At 39.5% G+C, this 22616-nt stretch carries 16 protein-coding genes; 13 read left to right on the forward strand and 3 right to left on the reverse strand.

The window, feature by feature from the left end; translation table 11 throughout:
• The first annotated feature begins 62 nt into the window (after positions 1-62).
• From NBX03_RS05760 to NBX03_RS05810, 11 genes are all read left to right on the forward strand, one after another.
• Positions 63-851: an ABC transporter ATP-binding protein gene (locus NBX03_RS05760; protein WP_250229802.1), complete on the forward strand. Its 789-nt coding sequence runs from the start codon at positions 63-65 to the stop codon at positions 849-851.
• Between the two features lie 659 nt (positions 852-1510).
• A complete protein-coding gene (locus NBX03_RS05765; protein ID WP_250229803.1) occupies positions 1511-2266 on the forward strand; it encodes a nucleotide-binding protein in 756 nt (251 codons plus the stop codon).
• Positions 2267-2361: 95 nt separating this feature from the next.
• The gene (locus NBX03_RS05770) at positions 2362-3558 is read left to right on the forward strand and encodes a nitrogenase component 1 (RefSeq protein ID WP_330638520.1); all 1197 of its coding nucleotides are present in this window, start codon (positions 2362-2364) and stop codon (positions 3556-3558) included.
• Entirely contained in the window at positions 3545-4780 is a 1236-nt protein-coding gene (locus NBX03_RS05775) for a nitrogenase component 1 (protein ID WP_250229804.1), read from the forward strand. The genes NBX03_RS05770 and NBX03_RS05775 overlap by 14 nt, the downstream gene beginning before the upstream one ends.
• An 843-nt stretch (positions 4781-5623) precedes the next feature.
• Positions 5624-6901: a DUF3798 domain-containing protein gene (locus NBX03_RS05780; protein WP_250229805.1), complete on the forward strand. Its 1278-nt coding sequence runs from the start codon at positions 5624-5626 to the stop codon at positions 6899-6901.
• A gap of 345 nt (positions 6902-7246) precedes the next feature.
• On the forward strand, positions 7247-8869 hold the full coding sequence (locus tag NBX03_RS05785; protein WP_250229806.1) for a sugar ABC transporter ATP-binding protein: 1623 nt from the start codon (positions 7247-7249) through the stop codon (positions 8867-8869).
• Positions 8870-8871: 2 nt separating this feature from the next.
• The gene (locus NBX03_RS05790) at positions 8872-9894 is read left to right on the forward strand and encodes an ABC transporter permease subunit (RefSeq protein ID WP_250229807.1); all 1023 of its coding nucleotides are present in this window, start codon (positions 8872-8874) and stop codon (positions 9892-9894) included.
• Between the two features lie 5 nt (positions 9895-9899).
• On the forward strand, positions 9900-11036 hold the full coding sequence (locus NBX03_RS05795) for an ABC transporter permease subunit (RefSeq protein ID WP_250229808.1): 1137 nt from the start codon (positions 9900-9902) through the stop codon (positions 11034-11036).
• 1318 nt (positions 11037-12354) lie between these two features.
• Complete coding sequence (locus NBX03_RS05800; RefSeq protein WP_250229809.1) at positions 12355-13884, forward strand: FAD-binding oxidoreductase; 1530 nt, start codon at positions 12355-12357, stop codon at positions 13882-13884.
• Entirely contained in the window at positions 13884-14657 is a 774-nt protein-coding gene (locus NBX03_RS05805) for an electron transfer flavoprotein subunit beta/FixA family protein (protein ID WP_250229810.1), read from the forward strand. Before NBX03_RS05800 ends, NBX03_RS05805 begins: the two co-directional genes overlap by 1 nt.
• Complete coding sequence (locus NBX03_RS05810; protein WP_250229811.1) at positions 14657-15814, forward strand: electron transfer flavoprotein subunit alpha; 1158 nt, start codon at positions 14657-14659, stop codon at positions 15812-15814. The genes NBX03_RS05805 and NBX03_RS05810 overlap by 1 nt, the downstream gene beginning before the upstream one ends.
• A 414-nt stretch (positions 15815-16228) precedes the next feature.
• Here the strand turns inward: NBX03_RS05810 and NBX03_RS05815 are convergent, their stop codons facing one another.
• The 3 genes from NBX03_RS05815 to NBX03_RS05825 form a co-directional block, all read right to left on the reverse strand.
• Entirely contained in the window at positions 16229-17509 is a 1281-nt protein-coding gene (locus NBX03_RS05815) for an MFS transporter (protein ID WP_250229812.1), read from the reverse strand.
• Between the two features lie 127 nt (positions 17510-17636).
• Entirely contained in the window at positions 17637-18899 is a 1263-nt protein-coding gene (locus NBX03_RS05820) for an MFS transporter (protein ID WP_250229813.1), read from the reverse strand.
• Between the two features lie 13 nt (positions 18900-18912).
• Entirely contained in the window at positions 18913-20079 is a 1167-nt protein-coding gene (locus tag NBX03_RS05825) for a M20 metallopeptidase family protein (protein WP_250229814.1), read from the reverse strand.
• 790 nt (positions 20080-20869) lie between these two features.
• Here NBX03_RS05825 and NBX03_RS05830 point away from each other — a divergent pair.
• Together NBX03_RS05830 and NBX03_RS05835 are read left to right on the forward strand one after the other, a co-directional pair.
• A complete protein-coding gene (locus NBX03_RS05830) occupies positions 20870-21559 on the forward strand; it encodes a Crp/Fnr family transcriptional regulator (RefSeq protein ID WP_250229815.1) in 690 nt (229 codons plus the stop codon).
• A gap of 263 nt (positions 21560-21822) precedes the next feature.
• Entirely contained in the window at positions 21823-22563 is a 741-nt protein-coding gene (locus tag NBX03_RS05835) for a MerR family transcriptional regulator (protein ID WP_250229816.1), read from the forward strand.
• The last annotated feature ends 53 nt before the right edge of the window (positions 22564-22616 follow it).

Raw genomic sequence — 22616 nt, forward strand, 5'->3', positions numbered from 1 at the left:
CCTTTAAGCGGACAGCTCGTTTTAAAGTGAACTACGCATGATTAAAAGAAAGGGGTGATTTTATGAACAGCATATCAGCGGAAAAACTAACGGTGGCTTATGATGATAAGATTATTATCGAGAATCTATTTATGGAAATACCCAAGGGAAAAATAACGACCATAATCGGTCCCAACGGCTGTGGAAAATCTACGGTTTTAAAAACAGTAGGCCGTATCCTTAAGCCTAAGGGCGGTCTTATATATTTAAATGGGGAGGACATAAAAAATTTCAGCTCTAAGGAAATAGCCCGAAAAATGGCCATACTGCCCCAGTCTTCCCAGGCACCTTCGGGCCTTACAGTGGGAGAGCTTGTCTCCTACGGCAGATTCCCCCATCAAAAAAGAGGGGGAAAGATAAGCCCGAAGGATAAGGAAATAATATCATGGGCTTTAGAAGCAACAATTCTTTCGGAACTGGAAATGACCCCTATCGACAGCCTTTCCGGTGGGCAGAGGCAAAGAGTATGGATAGCTATGGCCCTTGCCCAGCAGACGGAGCTTATCCTTCTCGACGAGCCTACCACATATTTGGATATGGCCTATCAGCTTGAGGTTCTGGAGCTTCTTGAAAGCCTCAATAAAGAGCAGGGATGCACTATTGTTATGGTTTTGCATGACCTTAATCTTGCCGCAAGGTTTGCGGATTATATGATAGCCGTAAGAAACGGCGCCATTATCCGGCAGGGAAGCCCAGAAGAAGTCATGACGGCGGAGGTTTTAAGAAAAACCTTTACGATTGATGCGGAGATAGGAAGAGACGTAAAAACCGGAAAGGCCGCTTGCATATCCTATAGCCTGATTAAAGACTAAAGCTCCAGAGCCCGTTTGTAAACTCCAAATCTTAGTTTATTTCGTCTGAAAAAGTAATTTCTTCATTTAAAAAAGAAAAAGCTTAAAGAGAATTGCTACGTTTTTCTCAGAAATTTTACTTTGCAAAACCGTAGAGCTAATATCAAAGGCATTATGATTACGGCAGGACTTATTGACTGTTCTACTCGAATTCTCCTTTTCCAGGCGAAATTTTCACTGTTTTTAGATTTGCAACCACACTTTGATATATTTAACCCACGCTGATTTTTAAAATTGCCAATAACATATATAAATATAGACACACGACAAGTCAGTATACTTTACAGTTATAATAATATGTACATAAAACATCGCGGCAATTATAGTAAATTTCCCATAAAGAAGTAATAAAGCCCATTTCCGGCAGACTCAAAAATATGGATTTTCTTCGAAAACAGGATAGTTTTGAGTTAAAGTGAATATACGGTTTTGTTCCTGTTTAGCTTTAAATTTACAATATCAGAGATAGTTTGGATTTTTTAATCCATAACGGATTTTCAGGATAATTCCTTTTCTTTAAAGAGATTTAAAAATTAATTGGTGTTTATTGATATGCATATTATAATTTTTATACTGAATTTTCTTTAAAAATAGTCATCATCAGGAAAGCAGGTTTTATTATGAAAAAAATTGCCATTTACGGTAAAGGCGGTATAGGAAAGTCCACCACTGTTTCCAACGTGGCGGCAGCTATGGCCTCCCTCGGCCTTACGGTTTTGCAGATAGGCTGTGACCCAAAGGCTGATTCCACAAGGAACCTTACAGGGGGCAAAAATATCCGTACCGTTCTTGACACTTTAAGAGATAAAGGGGACGCAGAGCTTGAAGAGCTTGTGGTAAAAAGCCCTTCAGGGGTTTTATGTGTTGAATCCGGCGGCCCCGTTCCCGGGGTAGGCTGTGCCGGAAGAGGTATTATAACGGCCTTTGAAAAGCTTGAGGAGCTGGAGGCTTATGAAGTTTATAAGCCTGACGTAGTGCTTTACGACGTATTGGGGGACGTTGTATGCGGAGGATTCGCAATGCCCATAAGAGGGGGCTATGCAGATGAGGTCTGCATTGTTACTTCAGGAGAGATGATGTCTCTTTATGCCGCCGCCAATATTGCTCATGCGGTTAAAAGCTTTGGGAAAAGAGGCTATGCTTCCTTAAGAGGGCTGATATTGAACGCAAAAAATATTGAAAATGAAGATGAGCTTGTAAATAAAGCCGCCGATGAAATAGGGACGGAGATAATCTACCGTATACCCAGAGATCCTGCGGTGCAGCAGGCTGAGGATGAAGGCAAAACCGTGGTGGAAGCATTTCCTTCCACCTCTATGGCAGCTCATTATATTAATCTTGCAAAAATATTATTAGAGGGAGGCGAAGCATCATAGAAAATTTAAACCATCTTAAACGCCTTTCGGCAATAAAAACAAACGCAGGCGTAAAATTTCTTACTCCTGCCGCTTTTCCGGGGAATCATTGTCCCCTGCATACGGCTCTTGCTCTAAGTGCCAATATAAAGGGCATGTCTACTTTAGTAGTAGGCACGGCCGAATGCGGCACCTACAGCCGCAATATCATAGCAAAAACCCATGTAAAAGAGGATACGTTCCACTGGATGTATATCCTTGACGCCAATGAAGTCGTTTTCGGCTGCCGAAAAGGCCTTATCGATGCCATAAAGGAAATGGACAGGGCAGGTGCAGGCGCACTAATGATTATTCTTACATGTGTTCCCGAAGTAATAGGAGAAGATATAGAAGGGATTATTCATGAAATACAGCCCCGAATAAATGCAAAGCTAAGCTTTGTTCAAATGGGTCATTTTAAATGCAACAGCCACCCTTCAGGCTACTGGAAAACCCTTTTAGCTTTCGGCGGGCTTATGGAAGCTTCAAAAACAAACCCTCATATAATCAATATTCTCGGCAGAAGCCCCCATGAGGACCATATACCTGTTCCCGAGCTTCTTCCGCTGCTTGAGGAAAAGGGCTTTACATTAAGAATGCTTGCCCCTAAATCGGATTTGCAGGATTTTGTAAAGGCCCCCGGGGGACGGCTTAATATTGTTCTTTCGCCTTTTATGAATCCTCTGGCGGAATTTATGAAGGACAAATTCAATATACCCTTTATAAGCTTTCACGAATATTACGCAATTTCTGAAATTGATAAAATATATGAGGATATTTCAAAAGAGCTTGATATAGATTTGAAAAAAGCATTGAACGAAAACCGGGAAGAAGCCCTTTTTCTTGAAAATAAAGCAAAGGAAATATTTAACGGTCTGAAATATATAGCAACCCACCGCAATTCTCTTATGCCGATACCCCTGGCCATTTACATAAGCTCCCTGGGCATGGAGCCCATACTCTTGCATATAGAGGAATTTTATCCTGATGATAAAAAATGGGCAAAAGCACTTAAGGAAAAAGGCTATAATCCCCTTATATGCCATATGGTTAACGAGGTTTCCGATGCTCCTCTGCTTGAAAGCCTTGATGTAGATTTTTCCTTTGGGGAAATCCCCTACGGAACGGGAAAAATCCCCGCTCTTAAGTATATGTATGAGTTTTACGGACAAATGGGCTATGAAAGAACCTCAAAGCTTATTTCCAGAATACTTAAAGTGGCAGAAGAAAGTAAAACAGATTCTGAAAGAGGTGAACGCATTGGGGCTTCATAGATTTAAACCGCCTATGTCAGGCAGAATGGGAACATTATGGACGCTTTCCACCATAAAAAATGCCGCTTTGATAGAATACGGCTGCATGGGCCATATGCTTTACGGCCGTGTATTCCTGAACAGGGCAAGCGTTACGGACGGCTGCAAGCTTTATTCAACTCATATAGACGAGGCGGATATTTCACTGGGGGATACGGGAAGGCTTGAGCGGGCCATTGGAGATATCATAAAAAAAGATCAGCCGGAAGTAATATTTCTTCTTCCCTCCGCTGTTCCTACAGTAATAGGAACAGACCTTCCCGCCATATGCAGAGAGCTTCAGCCGGAATATCCGGAGGTTCTTCTGCTTCCTTTCGGTTTTGGCGGCTTCGATATAGACGGCTACAGGGGCGTTCAGGAAGCACTCCTGCTTCTTGCAAAAAAGCTTCCCTATCCTATAGAGAAAACGACTTCTCCTACCTTTAATATCATAGGCTCCTGCGCCGATATGTTCCGCTTCCATGCAGATGCATGGGAAATGGAACGTATAATGAAAGGCGCTTTTCATATGTCTCCTGTCTGCATTATGACATCCCATACAGATGTAGGCAGTCTCAGGAAAATGGGGAGCGCCCATATTAATCTCGTTATCCGGCGGGAAGGAGAGCCTGCGGCAAAGCACCTTAACAAAAGCTTCGGAACTCCTTATATTATGGGACGGCCTTACGGAATAAAAGGAACTCTTAAATGGATCAATGAAATCTCTGAAACATTGGGCATTGCTCCTGATAAAGAGTTTATAGAACATGAGAAAAGGCTTGCCGAGCTTCAGCTTTTTCCATCGGAGCCTACATTCAGGCATATTGTACGCTCTCACCCGGAAGAATCGGTAATTACTTTAGGCGGACATGCCGATGTGGTAAAAGGTATTATGGAATATGCCGTAAATGAAATTTACCTGAAAAAAGGTGATATTTGGTGCGACTGCCCTTCTATGGCAGACGAAAGCATACCTTATCTGGCAGAAGACCAGTGGACAAAGGTTATAAAGGAAAATAAAAAGAGCATTTTAATGGCAAGCGGTGAAGCCTTGTTATGGAGCGGCAGAAATACGGAGCTTCAAATATCAAATCCTGATATAAAATGGCGGCTGAGCCCCTATGAGCCTCCCTTCACAGGATTTCGCGGAGCCATACACCTTTGTGATATCTGGCTTAACGATGCCCTTTCAAAGGAGGATTAAAGGATCCTTGCAAATAGGGAGGCATCAGATATTTCACAAAAAACAAAGTTTTAAAAAGAAAGGCGCAGCTTTATACTTTGGGTAAGGCTGCGCAGATTAATTTAAGGATTTTTAAAGATAATCCCTTACTTTTACGGTAAAACAGGCTAGGTTTTTAACTTTCGGATACGCAAATCAGAAAAAAATACTGATAAAAGCTTTAAGGAGGAGCTTATGGAGTTTTCTAAAGAAAATTCTGCTTTAGAACAAAAATAATTTATGAGCTTTTTGCAGGCTTTACAAGGTGCCATTGTTTTTAAATAAAATGCATTGACTAATGAAGAAAGTGAAAACTTTTATATCATAATAATTTTTTTGTAAAAATCAGCATATTTTTTATCCGTTTTCTTGATTTTTAGAAATAATCGATTAATTTTTGTAATATATCTCCTGATAGTAAGATTTGATAACCTTAACAACATATTATAAGAACAGCTTATAATATGTATTTTTATGCGCAGAAATAAAAAGGCTAATGGATTAAATAAATAATAAAACGAATTTTATAAAAACAGGCAATTAATATTAATTCAAAATTTATGAAGTTACTTAATTTTTTATCATAAATGAACATACTTTCGGAAAAAGAGTATTTTTAGGACATATTTCAATAATATGACAAAAGATACTCTGTATCTGTAATCAGACGGTATATGGAATTACGTTGAAAGTATAATTTTATAGTGTCAACATATAATGTTTTGTAGGTCATCTTAGCAATACGCTCAATGCATTATAAGACTCTAAATCACTTCTAGTTTATAAGTATTTCTAAATTATTTTTAATTAATAGGAGGATAATTTATGATGAAGAAATTTTGGGCGCTTTTATTAACTTCATGTTTGATATTAACATTAGCAGCCTGCGGTAACCAAAACGCCAACTCAAGCGGTACAACCCCCCCAGAACAGCAGGCCTCTCAAGGCGAAGCCCCAGGGCAGCAGGCTTCTGAAGGCGAAGCGCCATTTCACATTGGAATAGTTACAGGTACAGTTTCTCAGTCGGAAGATGAACAAAGAGGTGCCGAAGCGATGATAGCCAAATACGGTGATGCAGATAGCGGAGGATATATAAGACATTTAAACTACCCAGACAACTTTATGCAAGAGCAGGAAACAACAATTCAGCAAATAGCTTCTCTTGCAGACGACCCCTTAATGAAGGTTATTGTTGTGAACCAGTCAGTTCCGGGAACAACAGCAGCATTTAAGCAAATCCGGGAAAAAAATCCAGATATCATTTTATTGGCAGGAAATTCGCAGGAAGATACTGCAATGATAGAATCGGCAGCCGATTTTGTAGCCGACCCGGATAATACCAATAGAGGATATCTGATTCCTTTAGCTGCTCAAAAAATGGGCGCTAAGACTTTCGTCCATGTGTCTTTTCCGAGGCATATGAGCATTGAACTATTATCTTTGCGTAAAGATATTATGGAAGCTACCTGTGAGGAATTGGGAATCAAATTTGTTATGGAAACGGCTCCTGACCCTATGAGTGACGTTGGAATTCCAGGTGCTCAGCAGTTTATTCTTGAAAAAATGCCTGCATGGGTTGAAAAATACGGAAAGGATACGGCTTTCTTCGTGACAAACGATGCCCATACGGAGCCTACTTTAAAGAAGGTTGCGGAATTAGGGGCAATTTTCGTTGAGCAGGATTTGCCTTCTCCTATTTTAGGCTATCCCGGTGCATTTGGCATAGACCTTAAGGACGCGGCAGGAAACTGGCCTGAAATCCTTAAAAGAGTTGAAAGCGCTGTTGATGAGAAGGGCGGATCGGGAAGAATGGGAACATGGGCATTCTCTTTCGGTTTTACTACAACCCAGGCTTTAGCTGAATTCGGAAAACAGATTGCGGAAGGCACAATGAGCAAAGACAGTTTGGAAGACTTAATTAAAGCTTATGAAATATACACACCTGACGCTGCATGGAACGGTTCACTCTATGTAGACAGGGTAAGCGGCGATTCAAAGGATAACCACGCTATGGTTTATCAGGATACATATGTGTTCGGAGAAGGATACTTAGGTATGACAGATGTTGAGATACCCGATGTTTATAAGCTTCTTGAAAAATAAATAAAATGATTCCAGGCAGTGCCTGAAAACAGCCTAACTCATAAACTCAAAAGTTCATTTAGAACATTTCAGACTGTCAGACACTGCCTAAAGCATGTTTGCAAACTTTAAACCTTAATTATTTCGCCTCAAACGGTAACAGGACAATTTCATTTTATCTGATTGAATAATATGACCAGACCTATGTTTTCTTACAGTTTAAAATGAAATTGTCTATATATACTTGAATTACTCGAAAAATAACATTGTCAATTTATTTTATACTCTCTGAAACCAAATACCTACTGTGGAATAAACATAAATTGGCTCTATAGCAGCTTTAAAGAATGTTCAGGAGGTGTTTTCTTGGAAGACGAAAATATACTTCTCCGAGTTGAAAATGTAAGTAAAAATTTTGATGGTAATGTGGTTTTGAAAAGCGTTAATTTTTTCCTTGCCAAGGGGGAAATTCTCGGTCTTGTAGGAGAAAATGGAGCCGGCAAATCTACATTGATGAATATTCTCTTTGGTATGAACTTCATCCATGAAACAGGAGGGTATGAAGGTAATATTATTTTCGACGGTAAAAAAATCAATTTTAAGAATCCGGTAGAAGCGCTGAATGCCGGTATTGGAATGGTCCATCAGGAATTTTCCCTTATTCCCGGGTTTAGTGTCATGGAGAATATTTTGCTTAACATGGAGTTTACAAAAAGCAATTGGATATCTAAAATTTTAGGCAAAAACGGTAAAAAGCTTGAAACCTTGGATCAGGAGAAGATGCACAAGGATGCTCAGGCCGCCATAAATACTTTAGGCATACATATCAATCCAAATATTCTGGTAGAAGAAATGCCGGTAGGCCATAAGCAGTTTATAGAGATTGCCAGGGAAATTAACAGAAGAAATGTTAAGCTTATTATCATGGATGAGCCGACTGCCGTTTTAACAGAATCTGAGGCCGATATTCTCATAAAAGCCATGAAGACCCTTGCAAAAATGGGAATTTCAATCATATTTATTTCCCACAGGCTTAGAGAAATAACGGACGTATGTGATAAAATCGTCGTTTTAAGAGACGGAGCAGTTGTTGAGGAGCGTTCTACGGAAGGCGTCACTATAAAGGATATGGCCAGCTGGATGGTTGGCAGAGATGTGGAGAGAGAAAAGGAAGAGGGCAGTCAATCCGGCTTCGAAAGGACCATAGACGATTCAGAATTCATTATGGAAATAAAAAACCTCTGGGTAGATATGCCGGGGGAAATCGTAAAGGATGTTTCTCTTAAGGTAAAGCGCGGGGAAATCCTCGGTATAGGCGGCCTTGCCGGACAGGGAAAGCTTGGCATACCAAACGGCATTATGGGGCTATACGCTTCCGGAGGAGAAGTTCTATATAATGGAAAGCCTCTTGATATTACAAACACCAGAGAGGTTCTTCAAAATAATATAGCCTTCGTTTCCGAGGACAGAAGGGGCGTCGGACTGCTTCTAGATGAGGGAATTGATTGGAATATCTCCTTTAACGCAATGCAGGTACAGGATAAATATCTAAAAAAATATAAGCTCTTCTCTATAAGAGACGATAAAAAAATGGCTGAATTGGCAAACCAATACATAGACGAGCTTCAAATAAGATGCACAGGGCCTCAGCAGAGAGCAAGAAATCTTTCAGGGGGAAACCAGCAGAAGGTATGCCTTGCAAAAGCTTTTGCCATGCATCCCAAATTATTATTTGTTTCGGAGCCTACCCGAGGTATTGACGTCGGCGCAAAGCAGTTGGTTTTAGGCGCCCTTAAAAGATATAATGAGGCAAATGGAACGACGATTGTGATGGTTTCTTCCGAATTAGAGGAGCTCAGAAGTATTTGCGACCGTATTGCCATAGTTTATGACGGAAGGATATTCGGAATCTTGTCTCCGGATGCCCAAACCCACAACTTTGGACTTATGATGGCCGGAGAAGAAGCTGGAGAAGGGGGTAATGATTAATTATGGCATATATTAAAAAATTTGGCTGGCCAAGAGTTATAATTGCAGTATTTCTTATAATTCTTTTTATAATAGCCCCTTTCGTAGGACTGGATATGACCCGCTCCTTTTCAGACGTTATGACCCGCTTTGGTATGAACGCCATTTTGGTTCTGTCTATGATATTTATGATTCAATCAGGTTGTGGGCTTAACTTTGGCCTTCCTGTAGGGCTTATAGCCGGAATGCTGGGAGCCGTTATCTCCATAGAATTTCAGCTGACGGGTCTTTTCGGTGCATTTGCCGCCATGCTTATAGGCGTATTTTTTGCATTGATTTTCGGATTGCTCTACGGCCTTTTATTAAATAAGGTTAAAGGGGACGAAATGATAATCGCAACCTACGTTGGATACTCCTTTGTTGCGTTTATGAATATGATGTGGATTGTTCTTCCCTTTAAAAACCCCTCTTCTGTACAGGGCTTCAAAGGAGAGGGTCTTAGAACTACCATAGACTTAAGCGCTTACTGGGATAAGGCCATAAGCTATTTTCCTTTCAAAGTAGCGATTAAATCGGATATTATAATGCCTGTGGGAATGTTTATTTTATTTGCTGTGCTGGCTTTTTTTGTTTATCTGTTCTTTAAGACAAAAATAGGAACGGCTATAACAGCTGTAGGCTCCAACCCCGATTATGCAAGGGCTTCAGGAATAAATGTCAATAAAATGAGGCTTTATTCCGTTATGCTTTCCTCTGCCGTTGCCGCCATCGGAATGATTGCTTATGAGCAAAGTTTTGGTTTTGTACAGATGTTTAATGCTCCTCTGGCTTTCGCTTTTCCTGCAGTCGCTTCTATTTTGTTAGGCGGAGCGTCTATTAACAAGGCAAATATAGCGAATGTCTTTGTAGGCGCATTCCTTTTTCAAGGTATTTTAACCATGACGCCTTCCGTTATCAATAGTGCTATTAATATTGATATCAGTGAAGTTCTTCGTATTATTATCTCAAACGGAATGATTGTTTACGCATTAACGAGAAAGGAGTAGGATTGATGAATAAGGATAAAACAAAGCTTATAAAAACCATAAACAGCTTTATAATTCCTGTTATGTTCTTGATTATCATTATCATTGCAATCCCTCTTTCCGGATTTTCAATCCCCTATCTGACAGAGCAGATGGTAACAAGGCTTGCAAGAAATGCTTTCCTTGTTATTTCACTTCTTTTGCCTATTATGGCCGGTATGGGAATTAACTTCGGTATGACTTTGGGGGCTATGGCAGGGCAGATAGGGCTGATTTTTGTAACGGACTGGGGTGTTACAGGAATCCCCGGGCTTCTCCTGGCCATGCTTCTATCTACTCCTATCGCTATGTTGCTGGGTGAATTTGCAGGAAGGGTGTTAAACCGGGTAAAAGGCAAAGAAATGATTACTTCTATGATGCTTTCCTTCTTTATTTCAGGCGTTTATTTGGCATTTACTCTTTATATCTGCGGCTACATCATTCCCTTTAAAAATCCTGCGCTTATTCTTTCAAGAGGATATGGGGTAAGAAATGCGCTGAACCTTGATGTTGCAGGGGGATTTGATAATTTCTTTGATAATATTTTGGGGCAAAAAATTGCAATAGGCGGTGTACATATCCCCATTATGACATTTTTAATCATTGTTCTCGTTTGTATCTTTACCCAGTGGTTTAAAAGGACAAAGCTGGGGCAAGATATGCGTGCCGTAGGCCAGGACATGAAGGTTGCCGACAGCGCGGGAATTAACGTGGAAAAGGTCAGAATACAGTCTATCGTAATTTCAACGGTTCTTGCCGCCTACGGGCAAATCATTTACCTGCAAAATATCGGAACCTTAAATACCTATAACGGAGCAGACCAAGCTGCATTATTTGCAGCTGCCGCCTTACTTATAGGCGGAGCCACTGTTTCAAAAGCAAGTATAATAAATGCATTGGTAGGGACCATATTATTTCATTTAATGTTTATAGTTATGCCTGTCGCGGGAAAAAATGTTACAGGGCAGGCAATGATAGGAGAATATTTCAGAACCTTCGTATCGTATGCAATCGTAACGTTAACTCTTGTAATCCATTCGTGGAAAAGGGCAAGAGAAAAAGAACTGGATAGACAGTCCCTCAGGTTAGAAAGCAAAGATAAGCCGCCTGCTAAAACTTCATAGAAAGTATTGGATTGACAGTAAATTTAAAGAAATAATAAGACTTCTTATAATAAATTTAAGAATGCGGATTTCCTGTGGGAATAGAATATTTTTAACCATTTTGATATACGGTTTTCATGGCTGGTTTATTTTTATGTATTATAGCCGATTTAAATTGAAATAGTAGGGGATTTCTGCTGTAGAACATGGTGCCCTTTGGGTGAATACCTATATCATTCAGCTATGGTTTTATACGAAATTTATTATAGATAGGCTAAGAGGACTGGCAGAAGCTGCTGAAATAGAGGCGGCTTTTGCAGTCCTTTTTATTTGGAAGACGGATATAATTTTTTCTTTTCTATAGAGTTAAAAAATCCAGCCGTAAAGCATAATGCTCATGCATTATACTTGAGTTTTTGCAGAGCAAGCATACTTCCCATCAAATCAAGCAAAGTCTTAGTTGCTAAAATCAAACTTTTATTCAGTATTTTTTCATACATTTGTCATGATGCAACGCCCTCCTTGTATTGTTTGCCGCTCTTTTGTGTGATATAATTTGTCATATAATTCTTCCGTTCTGTTTAACATAACTCATTTTAATCTCTATTTTTGGAGAACTTTGCAGAGCTATTATCATATTAAGTTGATGGCAGGGTACTTTTGAAATTCACCTCAAAAGCGGAATGTTTACAAATCATCGGAAGATGATAATTAACCAGTTCCCAGAGCAGATGACTGTATTAAGGGATACTGTATCAAAAAACAAAGGCTTCAATTACCTGAAATGTTCCAGAATCAGAATTTTTAGCCTGCGCTTGCGTAGAGCGGTTTCCGCAGTTTAGCAAAATAAGCCATACAGTATTAGATGATTATATTTAAATATCAACATCTGTTTTTTACAGGAATACCGGAACCATAATTATTTTTGTATCTGCATGAGCAAAACAACACCAGAGCAAATGAATGGCAGCATTCCAAAGTCATTTCGCCGATAGAAAAATTCACTTTCCAATCAAAGCGAAACATAGAATTTATACTACGTTTTAGTCAAAATTCGTTAAGTGCAAGCAGGAATTTATATAAATATCTGATGTATTCTGTAGGTATCCTGCTTTGGGGGTTGGTATCAGAAGTGCTTTTGTTATCAAGTTTCTTCGGATTAATAAGTTTAAGTTTTCTAATTAAAATCCATAGCAAAGCATCTGTGCTATTACAGATGCCTTTTTTTCATATTGCGATTGGCATTAAACAATAGTAACATAATACAGGAGTGTTAGTGAACATATTTGTTATTACAATGGGCAGCGTTGGAGAGCATGTATAAAATGGAGGCAAGTTTATGGAAAAACTAATTTTAAAACTAGGGGATGAATTTTCAGACTATTTAAGGGACGAAAGCCGTAATGTGGGAGTGGCCGGCAGTATCTCTTTTCCCGAAAACATTGAACAGTTGGAAAAAATTATAAAAGTCTGTTCCGAAAATAATTGGAGCGTTACGGTCCAATGTGCCAGAACAGGCATATCCGGGGGAGCTTGTCCCAACAGTGAACACATAATTAATTTAAGCAAGATGAACAAAGTCATTAATTATGAAAACAAGGGCAGCAAAACCACTGTAACGGTAGAGCCGGGTTTGGCCCTTACGGAACTGAGAAAATATATAGATGAAAATATAAACACCAAACTTGAAAATAAAGTGTTTTTCCCGACAGACCCCACAGAAGCAACTGCCGGAATAGGGGGCATTGTAGCTTGCAATGCATCAGGAGCTAAAAGCTATTTATACGGTTCTGTCAGGCAGTATGTTGAATCTTTAAAAATAATATTATCTGACGGCAGAAAAATACATATAAAGCGGGGGGAAGTGTTTGCCAACGGAAGGCAGTTTAAAATTAAGGCGGAAGACGGTTCTTTTATAGAAGGGTTTTTGCCCGGTTATCATATGCCTGAGGTTAAAAATGCCGCGGGATATTATGCGGCTGATAATATGGATATGATAGAACTGTTTATCGGCTCTGATGGAACATTAGGAATTATTTATGAAATAGAACTTGGGCTGATTGGCCAGCCTGAATATACATGGGGGATTACGGCGTTTTTTGATTCTGAAAAAGATTCCTTAAAGTTTGTTAATGAATTAAAATTAAGTTCCGGTGTAAATCCTGCCGCCATTGAATTTTTTAACGAAAGGGCAATCGATATTTTAAGAAAGCAAAGACAGATAAATCCGGCATTTGCTAAAATAAGGCCCATTGAAGACTCCTATAATACGGCAATTTACATAGAACTGCATGGAAATAGTTATGACGAAATGGTCCAGCGGGTTTTAAACTGCGGGGATATTTTAGAAAAAAGCGGCGGAAAAAAGGAGCAGTCATGGTTTGCCTCTAATGCCAATGATTTAGATAATCTATTGTTTTTCAGGCATGGTATCCCTGAATGTGTAAATATGTTTATTGATGAAAGGAAGAAAAAAGACTCTCAGATAACAAAGCTTGGAACCGATATTGCTGTTCCCGATGGTGTTTTTGGCCATTTTGTGGATTCATATAATAATGATTTAAAAAACGCCGATCTGGAATACGCTATTTGGGGGCATATCGGCAATAATCATCTGCATGTGAATATTCTTCCAAATAACGGTGAGGAATATAAAAAAGGCAAGACACTGCATGAAAAATGGGCGAAAGCCGCAGGAGAAAACGGGGGGACGGTTTCTGCGGAGCATGGCGTCGGCAAAACAAAGGCTCCTTATTTAAAATATATGTATGGGGAAGAAAGCTATAATGAAATGCGTTTACTAAAAGCCGCTTTCGACCTAGGATATATGTTTAATCAGGGTAATATGTTTAACAGGGGGGACAGATAATGAATATCATAGTATGCATAAAACAAGTACCTTCCAGCAACAAAGTTATTATGGACCCTGAAACTCATACTATCGTAAGGGACGGCAAAAAATCTGTTGTGAATCCGTATGATTCCTTTGCGCTGGAGGAGGCACTGAAGCTTAAGGATAAGCATGGCGGCAAAGTTATGGGCCTTAGTATGGGCATTATGGATACGAAGCGTATCCTGAAGGAAGCCCAGGCCCAGGGGGCGGACGAATGCTATTTGCTTTCAGACAGAGCCTTTGCCGGTGCGGATACGCTGGCTACATCCTACGCCCTTTCTCTGGGGGCTAACTATATTCATCATTATGACCTTATTATTTGCGGTAAAATGGCTATAGACGGGGATACGGCGCAAATAGGGCCGGAGCTTGCAGAATGGCTTCATATACCCCATGTAAGCGATGTAAGCGAAATTATCGATTCAACGGAAACGGATGTTACTGTTCGCAAAACAGGGGATTTTGGCGAAGAAATTATTAAACTTAAACTGCCTTCTTTGATAACTGTGAATAAGGACATTAATCTGCCCAGGCTCGCAAGCCTTGACGGGTTTGAAAAAAGCCTCCATAAGCCGGTTAAAGTTTTGACCGCTCTGGATTTAAACGCAGATTTGAATTTGTGCGGTTTAAAAGGGTCTCCAACACAAGTAGTCAGAACCTATGTGCCTGAAAACCAGTCTCAGTGTAAGTTTATTCATCAGGAGGAAGCCGCTGGTCTGCTTAAAACATATGTTGGGGGTATAAAATAATGGCTTTTGTGGTAATTGAAAATAAATGCGTAGGCTGTAGCCTTTGTAAAAAGACCTGCTCCTTTGGGGCGATTGAAATAAATAACCGTAAAGCGTATATTAATTCCAATTGTACATCTTGCGGAATGTGCGTTAATAGCTGTAAGTTTGACGCTATAGAGTTTAGCGCTGGTTCTTCCCATCGTGAAGACAACAAAGATATTCTTGTTTTTGCGGAAGTTCACAGTGGGGAAATTCTTGATGTTACCTACGAACTGGTTTCAAAGGCAAAAGAAATAGCCTCACAGGACCAGCGTAAAATTTATGTTATGGCCGCAGGGAATATATGCAGAGAAAGTTTAGAGAAGCTGGCTCATTACGGTGCAGACAGGATATACTATTATAAAATCGAAGAAAAGCTTTTTGATGAGGACTATGCCGATATTTTGGAAAATCTTAACCGGGAGCTTAAGCCGTCTATCATACTTTTTGGTGCTACGGCAGAGGGAAGAAGCATTGCGCCGCGGCTGGCATCAAAGCTTAAAACGGGCTTAACTGCCGATTGCACCCAGCTTTTTATAGATGACAATAATTTGCTTAACCAGGTTCGGCCGGCCTTCGGCGGTAATCTTATGGCGGCTATTGTTTGCCCCAATCAGAGGCCCCAGATGGCAACGGTACGCCCCGGTGTTATGCAAAAGAGTGAACCGAATGAATCTTATCAGGCGGAAATAACAGAGCGTTGTATTAAGCCTGCGGGCGGGCAGAACAAAGAACTTATTGAAATCATAAAAACTGCCGCCAAAGATAATTTAAGCAGCGCGGAAATTGTTGTTGCTGCGGGAAAAGGCATAGGTCCGCGGAAAAATATGGAGCTTATTCATAAATTGGCAGACTTATTAGGCGGAAAAGTTGCTTTAAGCAGACCTCTTGTTGATATGGGTTATGGCGATTATACACAGCAGGTCGGCCAAACAGGCCAAACCATAAGCCCGAAATTATACATATCTTTTGGCGTATCCGGCGCTATACAGCATATAGCGGGTATTGGCGGGGCTGAAACAATTATTGCCGTTAATACTGATAAAAAAGCGCCGATTTTTAATATCGCAAATTTTGGTATTATAGGTGAAGCAGGACAGGTGCTTAAAGAATTGATAGCGGCTTTAGAAAATTAGATAAAATATATTATTGCTTAATAATTTCGGCAGTTCAATAAGCTTGCTCTGCTGTTTGAATTTTAGAATAAAACAGGTGAGTATATATAGTAAATTTGCTTTTCTTCCGCAGTAAGTAACGGGCTCCCCAAAGGCATAAAATCAAGGAAAAGTAAATTTACGACGCTACTATTTTATTTTAATTCGAGTATAGTCAAATGAATAAAAAATAGTAGAAAAATCTATCCATCAAAAGGTCTTACTGCCTTGGTTTTCTTATATTGGGGCACGTTTTGTAAGGGAATCATCAGATATTTATTCTGAAATGAAGAAGGACTTCTGCCTAAGGCGGAAGTCCTTTTCTAATATTACCATGCGATTATAAAATCCTAAGGTTAGTCTATAGCAAGCAAATTTAAAGACAAATTTATTTGCTTATGCTGCTTTTGCATAGATATTTCTTGTAAACTTATGTGCAAAATAGAAACAGAATATGGAAAGGATTGAAATTACGATACATGCAGTCCAGCCAAGAGTATAAGTACCTGTAATATCAAATATACCGGATACAAGGATACCGCCTAAGGACATCCCGGCCTGAAGAGGGCTTTGGGTTATGCCCCTCATAAGGTTGAAATTCTTTGTTCCGAAGGTGGCGCTTATAAGAAGAGGCGCAGAAACGGTACCTACCCCTGCGGCGAAGGAATAAAGAATGATATATACATAGAACAAATTCTGGCCCATATCTTTACCGAGTATGGCTGAAGCAAAGGCCAAAGCGAAAACAATGAAGGCTATGGCAGAGGATTTCATGGTTCCCATGGTGTCGTGCATCCAGCCCAGAAGGAGTTTTCCAAATACACTTATAAGAGAAGACATGCCGATTACGCTGGCTGCAAATTCAGCCCCATAAATATCTGAAATATACGGGTTCATCTGACGCATGGGGGCAGAGCATACAAGGCCCATTCCAAAGAAGCCTATCATATGCAGCCAAAAAAACAGATGACCTTTTGCATCACTTACGTCTATTTCTATATTTCCTTCTGAAAGTTTTTTAGCCTCTTTAAGTGCGTTTTTCTCTGCTTCCTTGGCATCTATTTTGGCATCTTCACCGAAGGGCTTAAGGCCCATGGATTCGGGCGTAGGTTTAAGCAAAAAGAAAACGATAGGGCATGTGATTACCATTATTATTATGCCTACATATTGATAGGAGGTTCTCCATCCATAGGTTTCGATAAAATATCCGATTAAAGGCGCAAGTATAGAGCCGCCGAAGCCTATTCCGGCGAGGGTTATGCTCATTGCAATCCCTCTTTTTTGTTTAAACCATGCGGTTATCATCATAGATACAGGCATAAAGCATGCGCCTGCCCAGAATATTCCCAAAATGAGGGCGGATATGTAAAAATGAGTTATATTTTTTGCAAGAGAATAGGACATATAAGAAAGCCCGAAGCCTATCATGGTAAGTGTAAGAGTAAGCCGCATTCTTTCTTTATTTGAATATATTTTTCCCCAAAGAGGAGATGTGAAAAGGCCGCAAAGGGCAACGATTGTTGTTGTAAGAGTAAAGGCACTTCTGCTTATGCCGAATTCTTCCACTACAGACTTAAGATAGAGCGTAGCTGTAGCATTTATAATAGGTGATGTAAGTGCGCAAATAAAAGCGCATCCAATACAAATGATCCAAGCATAATGCTTGTAATTTCTCACGGGTATTCCTCCCCCTAAATATTAAGATGAATTTTTATATCAAGTGTAATTAGTATAAGATAATTGGTTTAGCAAGACACGAAATATTTGTACCTGAAGCGAATATATAAAGGAACATTTTCAAATATCAGTCTATGGTTTTGTACAGCTTCCTTGCATCTCTATATGCCCATACAAAAAGAAGAGCACATAAGATACAAAGAATTATGCAGGATACCCATCCGGAATTATAGGTCCCGGTAGCATCATATATGGTAGCCATAAACAATCCGCCGAGAGACATACCAAGCTGCATGGGGCTCTGGGTGATTCCTCTCATGATATTGAAGTTTTTGGTGCCAAAGGTAGCGCTTGTAAGAAGAGGTGCGAATACAGTGCCTATTCCGTTGCCGATACCATAAAATAAAGCCATAACAAAAAACATGATAGGATTCGCCCCTAAAATCAGGCATATGAAGCTGATACTCATCATCATAAAGGCAAACAAGGAGCCTTTTACCGTTCCAAACTTATCGTTTAATCCGCCAAGAATAAGCTTGCCGAATATACCCACGAAAGAGTACGCTGAAACTACGCTTGCGCCGAAGGCAGCCCCATGGAGATCCGATGCATAGGGATTAATGTGCCGTAAAGGAGATGAGCATACGATACCCAGAATGAACATAGCAACCAGATGCATCCAAAAGAAGGTTTTTTTCTTTGCATCTGAAAGGGAAACATCTATTTCCCCATTGACAGATTTCTTTGTATTTCCATTTTGGGCCGGCGAGGCGCTTCCTTCACCGTAAGGCTTTAACCCCATAGCTTCAGGGCTTTGCCTTAATATAAGAAATGCCATTGGTACGGCTATAATAAGTACCATGAGCCCTATTATCTGATACGTATTTCTCCAGCCGTAGATCGATAGAAATTTTGAAACGATAGGGCTTAAAATCAAACCGCCTATGCTTACGCCGCTGAGAGAAAGGCTCATGGCAAGCCCCCTTTTTTCTTTAAACCATGAGGTTATCAATATGGAAGAAGGGATAAAGGAGCAGCCGGAATAAGCTATGCCTACACAAACGGACGAAATATACAGGTGATATTTATTTTGGGCAAGAGAATAGGACATATAGGCAAGGCCAAAGAAAACCAATCCCACAGTAAGAATTATTCTCATATTTCCTTTAGAAAACAACTTTCCCCAGAAGGGTGAAAGCACCATACCACATACGGCAACCAAAGTGCTTGTTAAAGTAAAAGCGCTTCTTGAAATTTCAAATTCCTCCGTAACCGATCTCATAAACATGCTTCCCAAAGCATTAATCAGAGGTGTTGTGAGGCTTGAAAGAACAAAGCATCCAAAACAAATCACCCAACCATAATGAATTGTCTTCTTACCTACTGTCATGATTATTGTCCTCCTAGTGGTTTTTAAGATAATTTAAGGCACATTGCGCATGGATAGCAGCACCTATGGGCAGCGCATCCTCATTGAATATGATTTTAGGATTGTGAGCGGGGTAGAGGGGAACATCTCCGTAAGGTTTGCAGCCGATGCTGTAAAATACGCTTGGAACTAATTCCGTAATCCTTGCAAAGTCATCGGAAGCACTTGAAGGGGGATAGGGAATAAATTCCACATCTAAATCTTTAACATATTCATTCATGATGTCAAGAAGCTCAGGGTCTGTAACGAGCGAAGGCACGTCTGAAAGAACCTCGTATTCTGTTTCAGCGCCGAAGGTCTTTGCAGAATATTCCACTACCTCATGAACGCGTTTTTTAAGCTTTGCTCTTAAATCCTTATCAAAGGTTCTCATGGTTCCCTGCATAATTACTTGTTCCGGAATAATATTTGCAGATGTTCCGCCGGCGAACTGGCCGAAGGTAAGGGTAGCCATAAGCTCCGGAGGTGTTTCTCTTGCAATAAGCTCCTGAAGCGATAAATACGTATGGGCAGCTACATTTATAGGATCTATTCCGTTATGAGGCCATGCGCCATGGCAGCCTTTGCCCTTTACTGTAAGCTTCATGCCGTCACAGGAAGCACAGGTATAGCCTTTGCAGATGGCAACCGTTCCTACTGGATTTTTTGCATTCATATGCATGTCAACGGCTACATCTACTTTCGGGTTTTCAAGAACGCCGGCTTCTATCATAGCCTTGGAGCCTATGAAATACTCTTCTCCCGGTTGAAACATGAGTTTTACTGTTCCTTTAAGCTCGTCTTCCCGTTCTTTAAGCATTTTGGCAGCTCCCAGAAGCATAGCGGTATGGAGGTCGTGCCCGCAGCAGTGAGCATATGGGGTTTTTGAACTAAAGGGAAGCCCGGATTCTTCCGTCATATCCAATCCGTCCATATCGGCTCTTAAAAGAACGGTTTTTCCTTCTTTTTTTTCGCCTATTAAGCCAACAATACCGCATTTGCTTATTTCTACGGGTTCTATTCCCATTTCTTTAAGCTTTTCTTTGACAAATCCGGCGGTTATGGGGAGATCATCACGAATTTCAGGATGCTGATGAAGATAGCGCCTGTTTTCGATTAATTCATCTTTCAGCTCATTTGCCCTTTCTAAAAATTCATTCATTTTTTATCCTCCTTTATAGCGAAGCTAACGATTATACTAAATTGCTCCTGCAAAATTCTTGTCAATTGCTTACCGTTAAATCTTGACCGATATCTAATTAAAAATAAGAGGCCAAGGCCACGGCAATGGTACAGAATGAATAAAATTACAAAAATTAATATTATGTATAGTATACTATAAATCAATATTATCATTAGGAGCCATTAAGCAACTGTAACATATGCTACAGACGGCTAAAATCTGCAATACTGCTATATTTTCATATCGTTTTAGGTTATACTTACAAGGGTGTTTTGCAAGGTTTTGTATAAAGTAAACAAAAGCCTTGCAAAAGAAAAAAATAAAATAACGGAAGAAGTTGTTAATAAATTATCGTAATTCGCTTGTATATAGTCATTTTAGCGTTAGTTATTAAGAGTTTTCATTGAAATTCATATGTGCTAATTGTTTACCTTTTTTAGAATATGGAGACTTCTAACTTCGTCAGTATACAGTGTGTCATACGTTACAGAGCTGTTTTATATAACCAAAAGATAAATTTCAATATGAATAATCAGTTGTACAATTTTTGGCATCGGCAAAATATAGAAAAATATTTTAAAAATTAGAAATATTCTCCATGGTGTTTTGAACCGAGGGGTTTGCATAGATTTTTGTATAATTTTTAAATTTAACTTTATTTACTGTATACTGGCATATATAATATTTTGTTATAGAAATTGCAGGTTTACAAAACCGAAGTTTTAATTTGCTAAGGTTTTAAAGCTTATCATAAAGGGAAGGGATCTATATGGCATTGCCAAGATACTACATGTACGGAGATTTTTTTGAATTTAAGGATATTTTTACGGAAAGATTCAAAGAAAGAAAGTTTAAAAAGGGAGATAAATTAAAGAATGTAGGCGAAATAGTTAAAAGCCTGTATTATTCCGTTCACGGCCTTACGAAGGTCTCCTTTATTCATGAAAGCGGAGAAAGCAAGACCACATTTATTTCAGGTGCAGGAGTCATACAGCCTTTATATTATCCTTCCCAGTTTCCTGTCTGGGAAAAAAGGTTTCGATTGGAAGCATATACCAGTATGACGGTATTGGAAATAAGCAAGGAGGAATTCAAGGCTCTTGCGGAAGAATATCCTAGGCTTATGGAAATAATGCTGGATGTTACGGCGAGAAACCTCTATACCATGACGGCAGATGCCATGAGCCATATTTATGATGAGGGAATAACCCGAATATGTAATTTGATGTATGCCCATATTTCAAATTTAGATGTTAAGCATAATCATGATATAAATCAGATAACCATAACTCAAAGTGATATATCCGCAATAGTAGGCCTTAATAGGGTAAACACCAATAAAATACTGCAGCAGTTGAAAGACATGGGTATTATAGCTCTTGAAAGACGCAGAATAAGGATAATAGACAGAAAAAAACTGATTAGTTATTGCAGTACAGATATCGTTTTAGGAGAATAATCAGGTAAGAATTCAGCCTATAAATAAAAACCTTAAAAGAATCCCATAAGGCTACCGCAAAAAATACTGATAAAAATCATCCTTTAAAGGGTGATTTTCTGTTTATAATAAACGAAATCCGCTCATTAGACTATCAGACAATATCTTTTGCAAAACGATGACCTCGGCTTGAATAGAGAGATGGATTTAAGTATAAACCCTCCATCATAACACCATACTTTTAATTCGTAATAATATACTTCTTGTGAACGGAGGTACAATCGATGAATGTATACAAAACTGCTGAAATAGCAGAAATGATAGGGATACATCCGAATACAGTTCGGTTGTATGAGGAACTAGCGTTAATTCCAAAGCCGGAGCGTCAGCCAAACGGATATCGCGTTTTTACGGATCTTCATATTGAACAATTCAAACTTGCCCGGCTTGCATTTGAAGTAGAAGTCTTGCAGAATGGTTTGCGAAAGAAAATTGTCCAAATGGTAAAGGTATCTGCAAGCGGTGATTTTGATGCCGCTCTCGCTCTTACACAAGACTATCTGGAACAACTCAGGCAGGAGCGTGATAATGCAGAGGAAGCTATTAAAATTGTAAAACAGATTTTATCCGGTGGTTCAAAAGAGAATAATCTTTCGCTGAAACGGAAAGAAGTGTCCGATTATTTGAATATTTCTATGGACACCCTGCGGAACTGGGAAATGAACGGGCTTTTCGATGTTAAACGGAAGCAAAACGGGTACCGCGTGTATACCGATGAAGATATAAAGCGCCTGAAAATAATTCGTTCTTTACGATGTGCAAATTATTCTTTGGAGGCAATTTTGCGTATGCTTCTGCAATTATCCGAAAATCCCAACATTGATATAAAAAAGGTGCTGAATACGCCTCAGGAAGATACGGATATTATTACGGTATGCGATAAGCTTATCGTCTCTTTGACGAAAGCCGAGCATAATGCCCAGGAAATGATTCTGAAACTGCAAAATATGAAAATTAGATTTTAAATAAAGACTCCATTTTGCCACCAGAGTTTCCGCTTGATTTATACTTTACATTG

Origin of the sequence: Anaeropeptidivorans aminofermentans (genome assembly GCF_940670685.1) — a bacterium.
Lineage (GTDB): Bacteria > Bacillota > Clostridia > Lachnospirales > UBA5962 > Anaeropeptidivorans > Anaeropeptidivorans aminofermentans.

Coding starts and splice junctions, on each gene's coding strand:
- NBX03_RS05760 (WP_250229802.1), top strand. CDS start 63: ATGAACAGCATATCAGCGGAAAAACTAACGGTGGCTTATGATGATAAG.
- NBX03_RS05765 (WP_250229803.1), top strand. CDS start 1,511: ATGAAAAAAATTGCCATTTACGGTAAAGGCGGTATAGGAAAGTCCACC.
- NBX03_RS05780 (WP_250229805.1), top strand. CDS start 5,624: ATGATGAAGAAATTTTGGGCGCTTTTATTAACTTCATGTTTGATATTA.
- NBX03_RS05790 (WP_250229807.1), top strand. CDS start 8,872: ATGGCATATATTAAAAAATTTGGCTGGCCAAGAGTTATAATTGCAGTA.
- NBX03_RS05795 (WP_250229808.1), top strand. CDS start 9,900: ATGAATAAGGATAAAACAAAGCTTATAAAAACCATAAACAGCTTTATA.
- NBX03_RS05800 (WP_250229809.1), top strand. CDS start 12,355: ATGGAAAAACTAATTTTAAAACTAGGGGATGAATTTTCAGACTATTTA.
- NBX03_RS05805 (WP_250229810.1), top strand. CDS start 13,884: ATGAATATCATAGTATGCATAAAACAAGTACCTTCCAGCAACAAAGTT.
- NBX03_RS05810 (WP_250229811.1), top strand. CDS start 14,657: ATGGCTTTTGTGGTAATTGAAAATAAATGCGTAGGCTGTAGCCTTTGT.
- NBX03_RS05820 (WP_250229813.1), bottom strand. CDS start 18,899: ATGACAGTAGGTAAGAAGACAATTCATTATGGTTGGGTGATTTGTTTT.
- NBX03_RS05825 (WP_250229814.1), bottom strand. CDS start 20,079: ATGAATGAATTTTTAGAAAGGGCAAATGAGCTGAAAGATGAATTAATC.
- NBX03_RS05830 (WP_250229815.1), top strand. CDS start 20,870: ATGGCATTGCCAAGATACTACATGTACGGAGATTTTTTTGAATTTAAG.
- NBX03_RS05835 (WP_250229816.1), top strand. CDS start 21,823: ATGAATGTATACAAAACTGCTGAAATAGCAGAAATGATAGGGATACAT.